This is a genomic window from Vibrio sp. E150_018, assembly GCF_053544035.1.
In genome coordinates, this window is the sequence record NZ_JBHGNY010000001.1 from 350,113 (window position 1) to 365,537 (window position 15,425).

At 41.5% G+C, this 15,425-nt stretch carries 15 protein-coding genes; 6 read left to right on the top strand and 9 right to left on the bottom strand.

Annotated elements, in window-relative coordinates:
* Nucleotides 1-146 precede the first annotated feature (146 nt).
* From ppsR to ACE3G9_RS01680, 3 genes are read left to right on the top strand one after another with little or no spacing between them, the layout of a single operon-like run.
* The gene (ppsR, locus tag ACE3G9_RS01670; RefSeq protein WP_417880655.1) at nucleotides 147-980 is read left to right on the top strand and encodes a posphoenolpyruvate synthetase regulatory kinase/phosphorylase PpsR; all 834 of its coding nucleotides are present in this window, start codon (nucleotides 147-149) and stop codon (nucleotides 978-980) included.
* Between the two features lie 14 nt (nucleotides 981-994).
* Complete coding sequence (locus ACE3G9_RS01675; RefSeq protein ID WP_449218302.1) at nucleotides 995-1,423, top strand: GNAT family N-acetyltransferase; 429 nt, start codon at nucleotides 995-997, stop codon at nucleotides 1,421-1,423.
* Nucleotides 1,424-1,448: 25 nt separating this feature from the next.
* On the top strand, nucleotides 1,449-2,045 hold the full coding sequence (locus tag ACE3G9_RS01680) for a glutathione S-transferase family protein (RefSeq protein ID WP_449218303.1): 597 nt from the start codon (nucleotides 1,449-1,451) through the stop codon (nucleotides 2,043-2,045).
* Between the two features lie 44 nt (nucleotides 2,046-2,089).
* On the opposite strand, the gene ACE3G9_RS01685 is transcribed toward ACE3G9_RS01680, so the two are convergent.
* Both ACE3G9_RS01685 and ACE3G9_RS01690 read right to left on the bottom strand, forming a co-directional pair.
* Nucleotides 2,090-2,380, bottom strand: coding sequence for a type II toxin-antitoxin system RelE/ParE family toxin (locus ACE3G9_RS01685; RefSeq protein WP_417880652.1), 291 nt, complete (start codon nucleotides 2,378-2,380; stop codon nucleotides 2,090-2,092).
* Complete coding sequence (locus ACE3G9_RS01690) at nucleotides 2,373-2,594, bottom strand: TA system antitoxin ParD family protein (RefSeq protein ID WP_417880651.1); 222 nt, start codon at nucleotides 2,592-2,594, stop codon at nucleotides 2,373-2,375. The genes ACE3G9_RS01685 and ACE3G9_RS01690 overlap by 8 nt, the downstream gene beginning before the upstream one ends.
* 180 nt (nucleotides 2,595-2,774) lie before the next feature.
* On the opposite strand from ACE3G9_RS01690, the gene ACE3G9_RS01695 reads away from it, so the two are divergent.
* Nucleotides 2,775-3,542 carry a sulfite exporter TauE/SafE family protein gene (locus tag ACE3G9_RS01695; RefSeq protein WP_417880650.1) on the top strand — a complete coding sequence of 256 codons (768 nt, stop codon included), beginning with the start codon at nucleotides 2,775-2,777 and terminating at the stop codon, nucleotides 3,540-3,542.
* Here ACE3G9_RS01695 and ACE3G9_RS01700 read toward each other — a convergent pair.
* The gene (locus ACE3G9_RS01700; RefSeq protein ID WP_449218304.1) at nucleotides 3,532-3,972 is read right to left on the bottom strand and encodes a PACE efflux transporter; all 441 of its coding nucleotides are present in this window, start codon (nucleotides 3,970-3,972) and stop codon (nucleotides 3,532-3,534) included. The genes ACE3G9_RS01695 and ACE3G9_RS01700 overlap by 11 nt on opposite strands.
* A gap of 134 nt (nucleotides 3,973-4,106) precedes the next feature.
* On the opposite strand from ACE3G9_RS01700, the gene ACE3G9_RS01705 reads away from it, so the two are divergent.
* Both ACE3G9_RS01705 and ACE3G9_RS01710 read left to right on the top strand, forming a co-directional pair.
* A complete protein-coding gene (locus ACE3G9_RS01705) occupies nucleotides 4,107-4,988 on the top strand; it encodes a LysR family transcriptional regulator (RefSeq protein WP_449218305.1) in 882 nt (293 codons plus the stop codon).
* 111 nt (nucleotides 4,989-5,099) lie between these two features.
* Nucleotides 5,100-6,275, top strand: coding sequence for a benzoate/H(+) symporter BenE family transporter (locus ACE3G9_RS01710; protein ID WP_449218412.1), 1,176 nt, complete (start codon nucleotides 5,100-5,102; stop codon nucleotides 6,273-6,275).
* 74 nt (nucleotides 6,276-6,349) lie between these two features.
* On the opposite strand, the gene narI is transcribed toward ACE3G9_RS01710, so the two are convergent.
* From narI to ACE3G9_RS01740, 6 genes are all read right to left on the bottom strand, one after another.
* Complete coding sequence (narI, locus tag ACE3G9_RS01715; RefSeq protein ID WP_449218306.1) at nucleotides 6,350-7,039, bottom strand: respiratory nitrate reductase subunit gamma; 690 nt, start codon at nucleotides 7,037-7,039, stop codon at nucleotides 6,350-6,352.
* A complete protein-coding gene (gene narJ, locus ACE3G9_RS01720) occupies nucleotides 7,036-7,773 on the bottom strand; it encodes a nitrate reductase molybdenum cofactor assembly chaperone (protein ID WP_417880646.1) in 738 nt (245 codons plus the stop codon). Before narJ ends, narI begins: the two co-directional genes overlap by 4 nt.
* A complete protein-coding gene (gene narH, locus ACE3G9_RS01725) occupies nucleotides 7,773-9,368 on the bottom strand; it encodes a nitrate reductase subunit beta (protein ID WP_449218307.1) in 1,596 nt (531 codons plus the stop codon). Before narH ends, narJ begins: the two co-directional genes overlap by 1 nt.
* 2 nt (nucleotides 9,369-9,370) lie before the next feature.
* Nucleotides 9,371-13,147, bottom strand: a complete 3,777-nt coding sequence (locus ACE3G9_RS01730; protein ID WP_449218308.1) for a nitrate reductase subunit alpha — start codon at nucleotides 13,145-13,147, stop codon at nucleotides 9,371-9,373.
* A 294-nt stretch (nucleotides 13,148-13,441) separates the two neighbouring features.
* Nucleotides 13,442-13,603 carry a hypothetical protein gene (locus ACE3G9_RS01735; protein ID WP_449218309.1) on the bottom strand — a complete coding sequence of 54 codons (162 nt, stop codon included), beginning with the start codon at nucleotides 13,601-13,603 and terminating at the stop codon, nucleotides 13,442-13,444.
* A 37-nt stretch (nucleotides 13,604-13,640) separates the two neighbouring features.
* Nucleotides 13,641-14,522, bottom strand: a complete 882-nt coding sequence (locus ACE3G9_RS01740; RefSeq protein WP_417880642.1) for an aminoglycoside phosphotransferase family protein — start codon at nucleotides 14,520-14,522, stop codon at nucleotides 13,641-13,643.
* Between the last annotated feature and the right edge of the window lie 903 nt (nucleotides 14,523-15,425).

Here is a 15,425-nt window from a genome sequence, read left to right on the forward strand (position 1 = left end):
TTAAGTATAAATGGAGAGACCACTTCACAATGAACCTTGCTTTGCTATACCTTATAAAAATATTTTGTGTAATTGTAGTTGTAAAAATTCACAAAAAATTAATATTACAATTAACTTAATAATTTAAACTTAGGAATCAGTTGGTTATGAATAATGAGGCAGATTTCAGATATGTTTTTTATGTTTCAGATGGGACTGCGATCACATCCGAAACTTTAGGGCATGCAGTATTAGGGCAGTTCCCATTGAAAATTTCACAAACTACCTTACCTTTTGTGGAGACTATTGACCGGGCCGAATATGTAAAAGGCTTGATTGAAGAAAAGCATCAAGCAACGGGGCAAAAGCCTTTGGTGTTTTTCTCTATTGTTATTCCAGAAGTGAAAGCGATTATTGAGCAAGCGAATGCATATTTTTATGATGTGTTAAATGCTTTAGTCGAACCGTTAAAGCAAGATTTGGGTTTAGAGCCTAGCCCACAATTACACCGCTCTCACAGCATTGAAAAAGATGCTGCCAGTTATCAAAATCGCATTGCTGCCGTAGAATACACATTGGCGCATGATGATGGGCTGTCTCTTAATAACCTGGATCAAGCAGATATCATTTTGCTTGGTGTTTCTCGTTGTGGAAAAACCCCGACTAGCTTGTACCTTGCGATGCAATTTGGCATTCGTGCGGTAAATTATCCGTTTATCGAAGATGATATGTCTGCGTTAAAACTCCCCAAAGAAATTGAACCTTATCGCTTCAAAACTTTTGGGCTAACGATTGATACCGAACGTTTAATGGCAATTCGCCACGAACGTTACGCAAATAGTGACTACGCCAGTCAACAGCAATGTGAAAAAGAGCTAAATCGGGTGGAATCTTTATTTCGTCGTGAAGCGATCCCTTATCTTAATACCACTACTTTATCGGTCGAAGAAATCTCGACACGTTTATTGGAATTGAGTAGCTTGAAGCGATCGATGTGGTAACTAGGGTAGGGTTTATGATGAATATTTTATTCCGACCAACGGACGACTTAGCCTTCTCAGCCGAGATCACTTATCAAAATATGGCGCTGTATTACGAGAAGTACGGTGTTGAATGGCAGCAATCGCAGATAGTCGAGCAAGTTAAAAGTTTAGATAATTGGGACATAGTCGAAGAAGGTCAAATTATTGGAACATTTCGCTTAGCTTTTGAAGCTGACAGTTGTTATTTAAGAGATCTACAAGTCAGTTCTTCCTACCAAAAAAAAGGGGTAGGTTCAGCGGTTTTGAAAGAAGTAGAACGATTAACACTGCAATCTGATGTTCAAAAAGTGAAATTGAAAGTGTTTAAGGTGAGTCCTGCGTTTCATTTATATCAGCGTAGTGGTTTTGTTGTGGTAGAAGAGGATGATCGGTTTTTCTATATGGAGAAAGCCTTGATTTAAATTTTTAATAAATACGGAGAATGGAATGCTCGTATATGGCGATTTGCAGTCGGGAAACTGCTTGAAAGTAAAACTATTATTGTCATTTTTAAATATTCAACACGATTGGCAGTATGTTGATATCCTCAATAAAGAAACTCAAACAAGCGAGTTTTTGTCACTCAACCCAAATGGAAAAATTCCAACCATCGTTTTTGATAATGGTCAGGTGTTGTGTGAATCTAACGCCATATTAAGCTACTTTGCTGAAGGGACACGGTACTTACCAACCGATAGATACCAGAAAGCCAAAGTTTATGAGTGGCTTTTCTTTGAGCAATATTCGCATGAACCTTATATCGCTGTTGCACGGTTTATTCAAAAGTACCAGGGCATACCAGAGCACCGGCTTGAAGAGTATCAATCATTGCAATCTGGTGGTCACAAAGCCCTGAAAATTATGGAGCAACAATTATCGCAATCTGCTTTCTTGGTTGGGAATAGCATCTCGATCGCTGATATTGCGTTGTATGCCTACACCCATGTCGCCCATGAAGGTGGTTTCGAGTTAACCAGTTACCCAAATATCGAGCGTTGGATTGATGCTATCGAGAGTATGGAAGGCTATGTGGGGATGAGTTAGTACAGACTAGGTGAGGTTGTCGTTTATCTCATTACATCCTCGAATTAATAACCCTTTTTGACATCGCGATAAAAGTTTTCATGAGCCCCTAGTGCCATGAGTTCAAGAGTTACCGTGCCATCTTCATAGTTATAACCGAGTAAAGTTAATTGTTTAACCATCTTGAATTTATATACTCGCAGAAATGATAGGTCACCTTTTTTCTGTTCGCCTAAATAGGGATCTTTAAGAAGCTCACGAATGGCATTATCTAAGTCCACTTTTTGGTTTTTATGTAGCTTTTTGACCGCTTTTTTAAACGCTGGAGTTTGAAGAATGTTGGTGATTTTAGTCAAAAGTATAAGCCTCTAACTTACCCGCTTCTTTCTCTGCTTTTGCGATAATGGCTTGTTTTACAAATTCGTAAGGTAAGTCAGGGTTATCTTCCATCATTTCACCAATTTTAGCCCAATGTTCAATTTGTTTTGGTGTAGTGCGGTTTAGTGCTTTAGCCATGATAGCCGCTTTATCGACAAGTTCTTGGTCAATACGTACGCTTGTAGTCGCCATGTGGTGTTTCCTTATTTGGTTTATATATAGGCTTATTGTAGTAACTTGCTACAAATGCTGCAAGCTGCTTCAGCTGTTGTTTATTTTACAAAACTGAAAAATTAACACCCACATCCAAATCGCATTTGACGATGACTTAGGTATATAATTGGAGTTTGTTCTTTTTCCTGAATTCATTTTATGCAAGTCTTTACTGATTTAATTCTTCATTTAAAACCCGATGACCTTAGCACGGTACAGTTTTTTTCCTTAATCGGTTTAAGCGGTATGACGTCTATGTTCAATGTTATTATTGGAGTAGGCGGTGGGGCGACGTTAATTGCATTTATGATCACTATGATGCCAGCGGCGGCGGTGATTCCGGTTCACGCCATTGTGCAACTCGGTTCGAATGCGGGGCGTGCGGTGCTGATGCGACGCTATATTCAAAAGCAATATTTAGGATGGTTTTTTGTTGGTAGTGTTGTCGGGGCAGTGATTGGGGGGAATCTTGCTTTAAACTTGCCTACCAAGTACTTAGAACTTATTTTGGCCGTGTTCATTTTGATCAGCAGTTGGGTGCCTATCAAGTTGAGTTTACAAGGGAAAAAAGGGCTGCTTGGTATCGGAGCGTTTACCGCTTTCTTGACCATGTTTGTTGGCGCAACGGGGCCATTTCTGATTGCAACGATTAAGAATATTCTGCCCGATCGTCGTGAACTCGGCGCAACGATGTCTTGTTTTATGTCGATTCAACATATTATTAAGGCGGTTATTTTTGGTATGTTGGGTTTTGCCTATCAGCAATGGATTGGCGTGATCGGGTTGATGATCCTAGTCGGTTTTTTCGGTACGTTTGTAGGTAAGAAGGTACTGGATAAAGTATCAAATCAGCACTTCCATGTTGTGCTGAAATTTGCATTAACCTTTATTGCATTAAATCTTATTTGGAGCTTTTTTACTGCTTAAGCGTTAGAGTTTGCTTGGCTTGTGGAATCGGAAAAATTCGGTCGTAAGCCAAGTTATAGATGAAAGCATAGATCAGATAAAATAACGCCATTCCTAAATCTAAAATGAAGGCTTCTACCAAGCCTATTTCTAACCACCATGCCATAATAGGTAGTGTGATCACTAGTAATCCTAATTCGAATAAACAAGCGTGAAATACTCGTATCGTAACAGTTTTATTCAGTTGTCCGGTACGCTTTAACATCGCTTTATCAAATAATATGTTGTAGAAGTAATTCCATACAGTAGCGATGATTGAAAACGCAACCGCCAAAATACCTATCTTAGTCATATCCATATTAATCAGTTTTGCCACACCTAAGGTCAAAATCACCAGACCAATTAATTCAAAGCAGATAGTGTGTCTTAGTCTATCAAAGGTTGTACGCATTTTTTCCTCAACTAAATTGCTAATCTAACCATAAAACAGTTGCTATTATTAATACTAAATAAGATATATTCTAGTTAATAACTATCGTTTTTTTAGATAGGTCAAGATCTAAATAAATTGGGCAGGAATAAAAGATGCGATTTTCAATAGACCAATTACAAGCATTTGTTGTCGCTGCGGAACAAGGATCATTTTCAGCTGCCGCACGGCATTTAGGCAAAGCGCAATCAGTAGTCAGTACCGCAATTGCTAACCTTGAAGATGACTTAAATTTAAGTTTGTTTGATCGCTCCACTCGCTCGCCAAAATTGACGTCACACGGAGAAGCATTATTACTACGCGCTAAGCGAATATTGAACGAATGTGGGGTGTTTTTATCGGCAGCTGATGCTTATCAAATGGGCGTTGAAGAAAAGATCACGCTGGTGGTGGAATCAATGGCGATGACACAAGCGGTGGCTGAAGCGCTGTGTCATTTTGAGCAACAATATCCATTAGTCGAAATAGAAATTTTGCATGTGAATGAGAGCGAGGTGTTAGAATTCATTCGCGATGGTCGAGCGCAACTGGCCGTTTTACAGCAGTTAGAATTGATGTATCCCGGAGAAATTGAAGTCTATGGGTTGGGCTCTTTGGAGTTTTGGTGTGTAACTGGTGTCGATCACCCTCTGGCCAAGGAAGAAAAACTGACATGGCAAATGCTAGAGAACTACCGTCAGTTTTTAATCACTGGTCGATACAATCAAGATACGCCAAGATGGCGCGTGTCTGATCAAGTATGGCGTACAGAAAGTGCACATTCGACTATACCTATGTTACAACAAGGGCTAGGTTGGGCTTCATTACCGGCTCAAGTAGTCAACGATTTTGTTTCTTCGAATCAATTAAAGCGACTAGAGTTGTCTTTCGAGTCTCAGCCATGGAAGCAAGGAATCGATCTTATTTGGTCAACTCAACATCCACAGGGTAAGGCTACCCAAGAGTTAATTGCTCAGCTTAAATGTATTCAGCTTTAATGCTTTGTTTGCTGGTTAGGTAGAGTGGCTAGATAGAGTGACTTGATTAGATAGATTTGGATATGATGGCTTGAATTGAGTCACGGATACAAGGAAGAGTCGGCGCAAATGATGGATGATGTAAAGTTAGATCACTTAAAGTCGTGGGGGAATATTAGCCATATTTCTGCAGGTTTTACTGCAGTGTTAATCGGTTATACCAGCTCAATTGTTATTATCATACAAGCTGCTACCGCAGCCGGAGCAAACCCTTTAGAAATTGCCAGTTGGTTATTGGTTTTAGGGTTAATGGTAGGGGTAAGCTCGATTGCTTATTCTTGGTATTATAAGATGCCGGTATTGATGTCGTGGTCAACCCCCGGTGCGGCAATGTTGGTGGCGGTAGTAGGGCAATACGCTCTACCTGAAGTGATTGGTGCTTTTATCATTTCAGGCTTTTTGATTGTGCTTACAGGTTTAATATCTCCCCTTAGTCGCTTGATTGAAAAGATCCCATCTCAACTCGCAACCGCTATGTTGGCAGCTATTTTGATACCATTTTGCCTTAAAGCGTTTACGCCTGTGATGACTAGTCCTGCGACATTTGGGTTAATGGTGGTGACCTTTTTTGTCGCGAAACGTTATCTACCTCGTTATGCCATGATGTTGCTGCTTATTGTTGGTGTGGCGATTGCCATTTTTTCTGGTGCATTTGATGGGCAGAGTATTTCGTTAGATATCGCGAAACCCGTATGGGTCACGCCTGATTTTGATTTGATGGCGATGCTTAACCTAAGCGTACCGCTTTACATTATTACCATGCTGTCGCAGAACTTACCCGGCTTTGCCATGATGCGCAGTTATCAATATCAAGTACCTGGCAAGCCTGTGTTTATTGGCACTGGCATTTTTAATATGCTTCTTGCTCCGTTTGGTGGTTTTAGTTTAAACCTTGCCGCGATTTCAGCCGCGATTTGTATGAATGAAGAGGTAGATGAAGATAGAACGCAGCGTTACCGTTCAGCCATGTGGGCGGGCGTGTTTTATGTCATTGCTGGTTTATGGGCGACCGCAGTGGTAACTATTTTCCTTGCTCTACCAAAGGAGGTTTCAAATATTCTGGCTGGCCTTGCGTTACTTGGAACGCTATTAATGTGCATGCAAAGTGCGTTTTCAGATGAAGGTTTACGTGAGTCATCGCTATATACGTTTTTAGTGACTTTGTCGGGGATTACCTTGTTCGGTATCGGAGCGACACTTTGGGGTTTAATCGCTGGGCTTGTACATAAAAAGGTGATGGGCAAGTAGAGCCAAAAGGCTGCTGATCGTTATTCAAAGAAAAGTGCCGAAACCTTGATTAAGATTTCGGCACTTTTTACTGATTATCGGCGTTGACGAACAAGCTGATATTTACGGGTGAGGTATTCTACCGGTACACTCCAAATATGGACTAAACGACAGAATGGGAATAACAAGAACATAGTCATACCTAACACTATATGAACTCGAAATATTATAGCAACCCCATCTAAGTGAGCAGAAGAATCGGCACCAAATGTCATTACTGATTGTGCCCAGCCAACTAATTTCATCATTTCACTGCCATCCATATGTTGTGCAGAGAATGGAATAGTTAGAACACCGAGGGTTGCTTGGATCACTAATAGCGTTAGAATGCCGATATCAGCAAAGCTAGATGTTGCGCGAACGCGTGAGTTAGTCAAGCGACGTTTAAGTAGCATCGCGCCACCGGTCACCGTCATCAAACCACAAGCCCCACCAGCAATCATAGCCAGTTTTTGTTTCGCGGCAATGGTGATAAATGGCGCATACATCCAATGCGGGGTTAGCATACCGACAAAGTGACCAGCAAAAATTCCCAAGATGCCTACGTGGAATAAATTGGAAGCAATACGCATATAACGTTTATCATCACGGCTAGTGAGCATTTGGCTTGAACCTGCACGCCATGTGTATTGCGCATAGTCATAACGGATCCAACTACCAATGAAAAATACAGCACTGGCAATATAAGGATACACGTCAAAAAAGAAGGTATTTAGAAAACTCATAATTGTCCTCCAGTGGCTGAGTTAGAGCTTAATGGCAATGAATCTAAGCTGATATATTGGGGTTGTACACTGTCGGAAAAACGCTTTTGATGCATGTTTTGCTCAGCAGAAGCACAGCCTTCTTCACCTAAGAATTTGATTTGTTCCTCTTCCCAAACCGCATCTAAAGCTTCTGGTGTATCATCACGATCTTCTTTTTCTACATTATTATTTAAATGTTTCGGGCGTACTTTTGTACCTGATAATTCAAGTAGTAACGTAAATAAATGTTGGTATTTACTGCCACGTTTTTTTAAACGAGCACCAAGTAGGGCCAAGATGGGGGCAATATCGGCCAATCCTTGGGTGGCTTCTTCACGAGTTTGTGTCGATAAATACTCAAGATAAACCGGTAAATAATCAGGTAATTCGATGCTTTCGATTTGTAAGCCTACCGTTTTGTATTGTTCCATCAAGTCGATCATGGCTTGACCACGATCTCTTGATTCACCATGTACGTGTTCAAACAATAACAATGATAGTGAACGGCCTCGGTCGAATAATTCGATATAGTTAGATTGAGCATCTAATAAATCTTGCTCTGTTAGTTCTTCAATGAAGGTATATAAACGACTCATTTGAGCAGGGCTAAGAAACAGCATTTCTGAAATGTCTTTCATCAACTCGTCTCTGTGTAACCAGATCTCATGATCTGGATATTCAAGTAATAATGAAATAATTTTTAGATTTTCCATTATTCCACTCCATTTTTGTTTGATGTTTGAGGCTCGATGTTAATGGCATCAATACGTTTACTATCAAATAGGTTAAATTTATTGTCGCTTCCGCCACCATGACATCCGTCACCAAAGCTAAAGCCACAACCACTTTTCTCAGCAAAAGCACCTTGGTTATCAAAAGAATCAGGGAAAGACTCTTTTGCCATTTCACGGTGACTTGCTGGGATCACAAAGCGATCTTCGTAGTTGGCAATGGCTAGGTAGCGATACATTTCTTTCGCTTGTGCTTCAGTGAGGCCTGTTTCTTCTAGTGCAGATGTATCAATCACACCATCAACGGTTTCTGAGCGTTTATAATGACGCATTGCAAGCATACGTTTTAACGCGTTCAGTACCGGCTTTTCGTCACCTGCCGTTAATAAATTTGCTAAGTATTTTACGGGAATACGTAAACGTTCAATTTCAGGCAACACGCCATCACCATCCAGTACGCCTGCATCCGTTACTGATTGAATTGGTGATAGTGGTGGCACATACCACACCATAGGAAGGGTGCGATATTCTGGGTGAAGCGGTAGTGCCAATTTCCAATCAACTGCCATTTTATAGACTGGTGATTTTTGCGCTGCTTCTATTGTGCTCATCGGGATCCCTTGAGCCTGTGCCTCTTTAATCACTTCAGGGTCATTAGGATCGAGAAAAACATTCAACTGTTCTTGGTAAAGATCGGTGACGTTTTCGGTTGATGCTGCTTGTTCAATTTTGTCGGCGTCATAAAGCATCACACCCAAATAACGGATACGACCAACACAAGTTTCGGAACATACCGTTGGTTGACCAGCTTCAATTCGTGGGTAACAGAAAAGACATTTTTCAGATTTTCCTGATTTCCAGTTGAAGTAGATTTTCTTATATGGACAACCAGTTAAACACATCCGCCAGCCACGACATTTATCTTGGTCGATCAAGACAATGCCGTCTTCTTCACGCTTGTAGATTGAGCCACTAGGACAAGTTGCCACACAGGCTGGGTTTAAACAGTGCTCGCACAGACGAGGCAAATACATCATGAAGGTGTTTTCGAATTCACCGACCATTTCTTTTTGTTTTTGCTCGAAACCAAATGCGTTTAAGTTGTAATCTTTGGAACGTTTTGAATACTCACCACCAAGAATTTCTTCCCAGTTTGGACCATTTTCAATTTTGTCCATACGTTGGCCAGTGATCAACGAACGTGGGCGAGCAATAGGCTGATGTTTGCTTTCTTTGGCATTTTGTAGATGCTCATAATCGAAAGTAAACGGTTCGTAATAATCATCAATCGATGGCATATCTGGGTTATTGAATAGTTTTGACAATACGCCAACCTTGCTGCCCATTCTTGGTTCTAACTTTCCATTGATTTTACGGATCCAGCCACCTTTCCATTGGTCTTGGTCTTCCCAGTTTGCCGGGTAACCCACACCAGGTTTACTCTCGACGTTGTTGAACCAGGCGTATTCCATACCTTCACGGCTGGTCCATACATTTTTACAAGTGACTGAACAGGTGTGACAGCCAATACATTTGTCTAGGTTAAGCACCATGCCGACTTGAGAACGGATTTTCATGCTTATTTCTCCTGTCCAGTTTTTGTTGAATCTTGAGCAATGGCTTTTTCTTGGCCATAGTCGTTATTTTCATCATCTAGCCATTTCACGTCTTTCATCTTACGAACCACAACGAACTCATCACGGTTAGAACCTACCGTTCCGTAATAGTTAAATCCGTAAGATTGCTGAGCGTAACCACCAATCATATGAGTCGGTTTTGGCGTAATACGAGTCACGGAGTTATGGATACCGCCACGTTGTTGTGTGATTTCCGAACCAGGAATATTCACTAAACGTTCTTGGGCGTGATACATCATCACCATACCTTCTGGAACACGTTGGCTGACAACAGCACGAGCAGTCAATGCGCCATTGCTATTAAAGGCTTCGATCCAATCGTTATCTTCAATACCAAGCTGTTTCGCATCATCTTCACTCATCCAAACAATCGGACCACCGCGAGAAAGCGTCAACATCAGTAGGTTTTCACTGTACGTTGAGTGAATGCCCCATTTTTGGTGTGGAGTAATGAAATTCAACGCTTTTTCAGGGTTGCCATTACTCTTTCTATTGATTTCGCTTTGTACTGAACGAGTATCAACTGGCGGGCGATAAGCGACTAAGCTTTCACCGAAATCACGCATCCATTGGTGATCTTGATACAACTGTTGACGGCCTGATAGCGTACGCCATGGGATCAGCTCATGTACGTTGGTATAACATGCGTTATAAGATACATGTTCATCCTCTAAACCAGACCAAGTCGGGCTTGAAATGATCTTACGTGGTTGTGCTTGAATATCACGGAAGCGAATTTTTTCGTCTTCTTTATTGGTTGCAAGGTGAGTGTGGTCAATACCGGTTTTCTCACTTAATGCGCTCCAAGCTTTCACCGCCACTTGACCATTCGTTTCAGGTGCGAGAGATAAGATAACTTCAGCGGCATCAATCGCGCTTTCAATTAATGGACGTCCTTCAGCTGCCCCTTTTGTTTTGGTGTAGTTCAGCTCTTTTAGGAAATCGACTTCAACTTGAGTTTCCCAATTAATACCTTTACCGCCATTACCTTGCTCATCCAAAATTGGACCAAGGGAGGTGAAGCGTTCATAAGTATTTGGATAATCACGAACCACGGTTTTTAGGTGTGGCGCTGTTTTACCTGGGATAAGGTCACATTCGCCTTTTTTCCAATCTCGCACATCAAATGGCTGAGCAATTTCAGCATTTGAATCATGTTGGATTGGCAATGAAACAAGATCGGTTTCAACACCGAGATGGCCCACACAGACTTCTGAGAATTTCTTCGCAATGCCTTTGTAGATTTCCCAGTCACTTTTTGCTTCCCAAGCCGGATCAACAGCGGCTGAAAGAGGGTGAATGAATGGATGCATGTCTGATGTATTCATGTCATCTTTTTCATACCAAGTCGCAGTAGGCAGAACGATGTCAGAGAATAAGCACGTGCTCGACATACGGAAATCAAGCGTTACAACAAGATCTAACTTGCCTTCAGTGCCGGTATCTTTCCATTCAATTTCTTCTGGTTTTACTTTGCCTTGCTCACCAAGATCTTTACCTTGAACGCCATTCTCAGTACCTAATAAGTACTTCAGCATGTATTCATGGCCTTTACCGGAAGAACCTAATAGGTTGGAACGCCAGATAAATAAGTTACGAGGGTAGTGATCTTCAGGCTGCTCAGAGGCGAACTTGATACTGCCATCTTTTAAGTTTTTCACCATGTAATCTTCAGCACTTAAGCCTTCTGCTTCTGCTTTTTTCGCCACGGTCAGAGGGTTAATGTCGAATTGTGGAGAAGACGGTAACCAGCCTAAACGTTCTGCTTTTACATTCATATCAAGCAAACTTTCGCTGTAGCGAGATTTATCTGCTAATGGAGAAAGAAGATCATTTGAGTTCACTGTCTCATAACGCCATTGACTTGAATGGTTGTAGAAGAAAGACGTACCATTCATATGACGAGGCGGTTTTTGCCAATCTAGACCAAAGGCAAGAGGTTGCCAGCCAGTTTGTGGACGCAGTTTTTCCTGGCCGACATAATGTGACCAACCGCCACCGCTTTGACCTACACAACCACAGAAGATCAACATATTAATGATGCCACGGTAAGACATATCCATGTGGAACCAGTGGTTCAGACCCGCACCGACGATGACCATAGAACGGCCACGAGTTTTTTCAGCATTTTCACCAAACTCACGTGCAATTTTGATGATTTCTTCTTGTTTAACGCCAGTAACTTGCTCTGCCCAAGCCGGAGAATAGGCTTTTACTTCGCTGTAGGTTATCGCACAATTTTCATCATTTAAGCCACGATCGACACCATAGTTTGCCATGGTGAGGTCGTAAACACTGGTGACTAAAATGTCATTGCCTTGCGCATTAGTTAGGCGCTTAGCAGGCAGTTTATGTTGGATAACATCGTTAAGTTCAACATTCTGGAAGTACTCACTTGGTAGGCCACCAAAGTAAGGGAAGCCAACACTAACCACTTCATCACAAGAATCCACCAAGCTTAAACGTAGGTTTCTTTCTTGATCGGTTTTGCCATCTTTTTGCTCAAGGTTCCATTTGCCATCTTCACCCCAGCGGTAACCAATTGAGCCTTGTGGTGCAATCAGTTCGCCCGTTGCGTCATCAATGGCAATGGTTTTCCATTCAGGATTGTTATCTTGACCAAGGTTATCAACCAAATCAGATGCGCGTAATTGGCGTCCAGGAACAAAAGTACCGTCTTCGCGTTTTTCTAACTCAACCAACATTGGCATATCTGTATATTGTTGAGTGTAGTTCTTGAAGTATTCAACTTGGCGTTTCGTGTGGAATTCAGTTAATAAAACATGTCCCATCGCCAATGCCATCGCGCTGTCAGTGCCTTGTTTTGGATTTAACCAATGGTCACATAATTTGGCTACTTCAGCGTAATCAGGGGTTACCGCAACGGTTTTTGTCCCTTTATAGCGAACTTCGGTGAAGAAGTGGGCATCAGGCGTACGTGTTTGTGGCACGTTTGAACCCCAAGCAATGATGTAGGAAGAGTTGTACCAATCCGCAGATTCAGGCACATCTGTTTGTTCACCCCAAGTCATTGGAGAGGCAGGTGGTAAATCACAATACCAATCGTAGAAGCTTAAGCATGTACCACCGATAAGTGATAAGTAACGAGCACCAGAAGCATATGACACCATAGACATCGCTGGGATTGGTGAGAAACCAGCGATACGGTCTGGACCATGTTCTTTGGCTGTGTGAACGTTTGCCGCAGCAATTAACTCATTCACTTCTGCCCAGTTTGCGCGAACAAATCCACCACGACCACGCGCTTTTTTGTATTGCTGCATTTTAGCAGGATCAGAACTGATGGATTTCCATGCATCAACCGGATCGCTATGTTGTTGTTTGGCTTCTTGCCATAGTTTCAACAAACGCTTACGGATCATTGGGTATTTAACACGGTTGGCACTGTAAAGGTACCAAGAGTAGCTTGCGCCACGAGGACAGCCACGAGGTTCGTGGTTTGGAAGATCTGGACGAGTTCTTGGATAATCGGTTTGTTGAGTTTCCCAAGTTACTAGGCCATTTTTGACATAAATTTTCCAGCTACAAGAGCCGGTACAGTTAACGCCGTGAGTGGATCGAACAATTTTGTCATGTTGCCAACGACTACGATAGCCATTTTCCCAATCGCGATTGGTCTTTAATGTTTGGCCATGATCATTTGAAAAGGTTTCACCGAGCTGCTTAAAGTAACGAAACCGGTCAAGAAATTTGCTCATCCGGAGATCTCCTCATCAGGTTTTTCACCTGTAGTTATATGTATTTATATTGACATTGGTTATCACGAGCAGAATAGGTAGGATAAAGAATAGGAATATTGATTTTGATCAAGAAGCACTTTGTCCTTACGCAAGGGTAAAAAGACAAATACCTCCAACTAGGTACTGGTTTTTTTATTTAAGCTGTTGTTTTAATATGGTTTATTTTTATTGTTGCCAGTGTTGTTATCAGTGTGGAGATAAGTAGACTATTGAGGGGTAGAGAGGTGTACGGCTGGATTATCTATGGAGACGCTATGCGTCTTCGCTATCTAAATAACCAAGGGATTGGAAAATTTTTTGATAAATATCATAATCCACAACTTCAATCGTCTCTATCGGAGGGCTGCCATGCACAAAATAATTATCTTTAGACTCGGCAATATAATATGTCATTATTTCTTTTTGATTGTTCATTAAATAATCCTTTTAGGCGCATGCCTTATTTTAACTGTTAGTGGTTTAAACTATACTCCGCAAGAATATTCTCGAATGTTCGATGTGCCTGCTTTGCCTCGACCGCATTAGTTTGGTTTGTGTTAAGCATGACTATCAAAGACTTCCATAACGCCCAGGCGCGCGCCCTTGCCCAGGTCTGCGCATCAGGCAAAAGGATATCATGGAATACCTGCCTGCTATCAGCATCAAATAATGTCCAAGCAATGACGAAATCACATGCTGGGTCACCTATGCATAACTGGCCAAAATCAATAACAGCATCCAGTCTACCATTATTGATTAACAGGTTACCCGCACTGATATCTCCATGAACCCAAACCGGTTCTTTCTGCCAGGTTTGAGAGCTGCCGGACTTCCATATTTCAGTAACCAGATTCGAATCGATTTTTCCATTTAATGCACTGATTGCCTGCCGGGTTTCTGAATCGTATACAGCAATAGAACCACCACGATAAAAGTTTTGAGCCCCCGGAGCTGGCCCACCTTTTAGGTCTATAGCCTGAAAATTGATAAGAAAATTAGCTAAATCTTCAGCGAGTACAGTAAGGTCGATTTCAGTAGAAGCAACGACAGTTTTCCCTTTTATCCAACGGTAAACAGACCATTTCCAAGGATAACGTTCAGTCGGTTTCCCCAGGCCTAACGGGGTGGGTATCTTTTGGGATAGGAACGGCGCGAGTTTTGGCAGCCATTCCTGTTCTTTCTCGACTTGACAGGCGTAATGCGCAGCACTTGGTAAGCGCACGAGCATATCGCCACCTAAATGAAAAGTACGATTATCCCATCCACTCATTTCTACGGGACGGATGGGTAAATTAGACCACTGCGGAAACTGGGCAGATATAAGCTCATAAACAAGTTCGTTGTTAATATTCATTGGCTCATTACCCTGTATTAATTTTAATGTACAAATCTCTGGAAACGTCACTTGTGATTATAAATTTTTTACTATCATATTGTTACTTAATAATTTGGCGGTTTGGATATTGAAAATCATTGTACATTATGGCCGTTTTTTGTACTGAATAATATCAACTAGCCGCAAGTCAATGGGTCAACGCAATTTTATCGCCATATACGAATCTTCGTAGTTCCATAATTACCTAATACACAGAAATGCTCTGTTACCTTTAGGATTGAGTTTTATGCTCAGGAAAAGCATTTTTGATAAATCTGCTTTGACTTGAGGAGGAAAGTCTTAAGCCCTATCTCTGAAAACCCCATTTATAATACGCATTCCTTGCTACTGTTGCTGACTCCATTACATCAAGCCACCTCGTCAGCTTAAGTTTACTCGCATATTCTTGTGCAGCATTTACTCAATTTCCATTTTTTGCTACCTGGAAGTAGGTAAATCCTCGAAATTTCTGCACCGTTAGTATCATACGTAGTGGGATTTTACGAACTTATTAACATTGTTAGAAAACCAATAATTTTCCTCGATTTTTCGGCAGCCCATACCCTTGAGTCATCTCGCTGTAACAGTACTAAAAATACGGATTTACTAAAAGTATCAAGTTGATGGATCAGAGTAATACTGTCACTCGATAGGTAATGGTATGTCGTGGCATAAGCAGCGGGACCAATCACACCTAATGTCTCAGCATCGTGCGCAGATGCTCTCCTAATTGTTACTAATTTGTTCAATCTAACCCTCCCAATTTTGGGGGGATTTGTATACCTTCTTTACAAAGAGTCTCGATGCGGTCAATCAGCGAAGAAATGTGGCCCGCCGAATTTCGATTTTCGTACCAGTTGAAAGACCTGATCTTTGCATAGA

What these genes read in the sequence shown, in the direction of transcription:
- ACE3G9_RS01735 (WP_449218309.1), bottom strand. Translation starts at nt 13,603, where the DNA reads ATGAACAATCAAAAAGAAATAATGACATATTATATTGCCGAGTCTAAA.
- narI (WP_449218306.1), bottom strand. Translation starts at nt 7,039, where the DNA reads ATGAGTTTTCTAAATACCTTCTTTTTTGACGTGTATCCTTATATTGCC.
- ppsR (WP_417880655.1), top strand. Translation starts at nt 147, where the DNA reads ATGAATAATGAGGCAGATTTCAGATATGTTTTTTATGTTTCAGATGGG.
- ACE3G9_RS01695 (WP_417880650.1), top strand. Translation starts at nt 2,775, where the DNA reads ATGCAAGTCTTTACTGATTTAATTCTTCATTTAAAACCCGATGACCTT.
- narH (WP_449218307.1), bottom strand. Translation starts at nt 9,368, where the DNA reads ATGAAAATCCGTTCTCAAGTCGGCATGGTGCTTAACCTAGACAAATGT.
- ACE3G9_RS01680 (WP_449218303.1), top strand. Translation starts at nt 1,449, where the DNA reads ATGCTCGTATATGGCGATTTGCAGTCGGGAAACTGCTTGAAAGTAAAA.
- ACE3G9_RS01710 (WP_449218412.1), top strand. Translation starts at nt 5,100, where the DNA reads ATGGATGATGTAAAGTTAGATCACTTAAAGTCGTGGGGGAATATTAGC.
- ACE3G9_RS01740 (WP_417880642.1), bottom strand. Translation starts at nt 14,522, where the DNA reads ATGAATATTAACAACGAACTTGTTTATGAGCTTATATCTGCCCAGTTT.
- ACE3G9_RS01730 (WP_449218308.1), bottom strand. Translation starts at nt 13,147, where the DNA reads ATGAGCAAATTTCTTGACCGGTTTCGTTACTTTAAGCAGCTCGGTGAA.
- ACE3G9_RS01705 (WP_449218305.1), top strand. Translation starts at nt 4,107, where the DNA reads ATGCGATTTTCAATAGACCAATTACAAGCATTTGTTGTCGCTGCGGAA.
- ACE3G9_RS01675 (WP_449218302.1), top strand. Translation starts at nt 995, where the DNA reads ATGATGAATATTTTATTCCGACCAACGGACGACTTAGCCTTCTCAGCC.
- narJ (WP_417880646.1), bottom strand. Translation starts at nt 7,773, where the DNA reads ATGGAAAATCTAAAAATTATTTCATTATTACTTGAATATCCAGATCAT.
- ACE3G9_RS01700 (WP_449218304.1), bottom strand. Translation starts at nt 3,972, where the DNA reads ATGCGTACAACCTTTGATAGACTAAGACACACTATCTGCTTTGAATTA.
- ACE3G9_RS01690 (WP_417880651.1), bottom strand. Translation starts at nt 2,594, where the DNA reads ATGGCGACTACAAGCGTACGTATTGACCAAGAACTTGTCGATAAAGCG.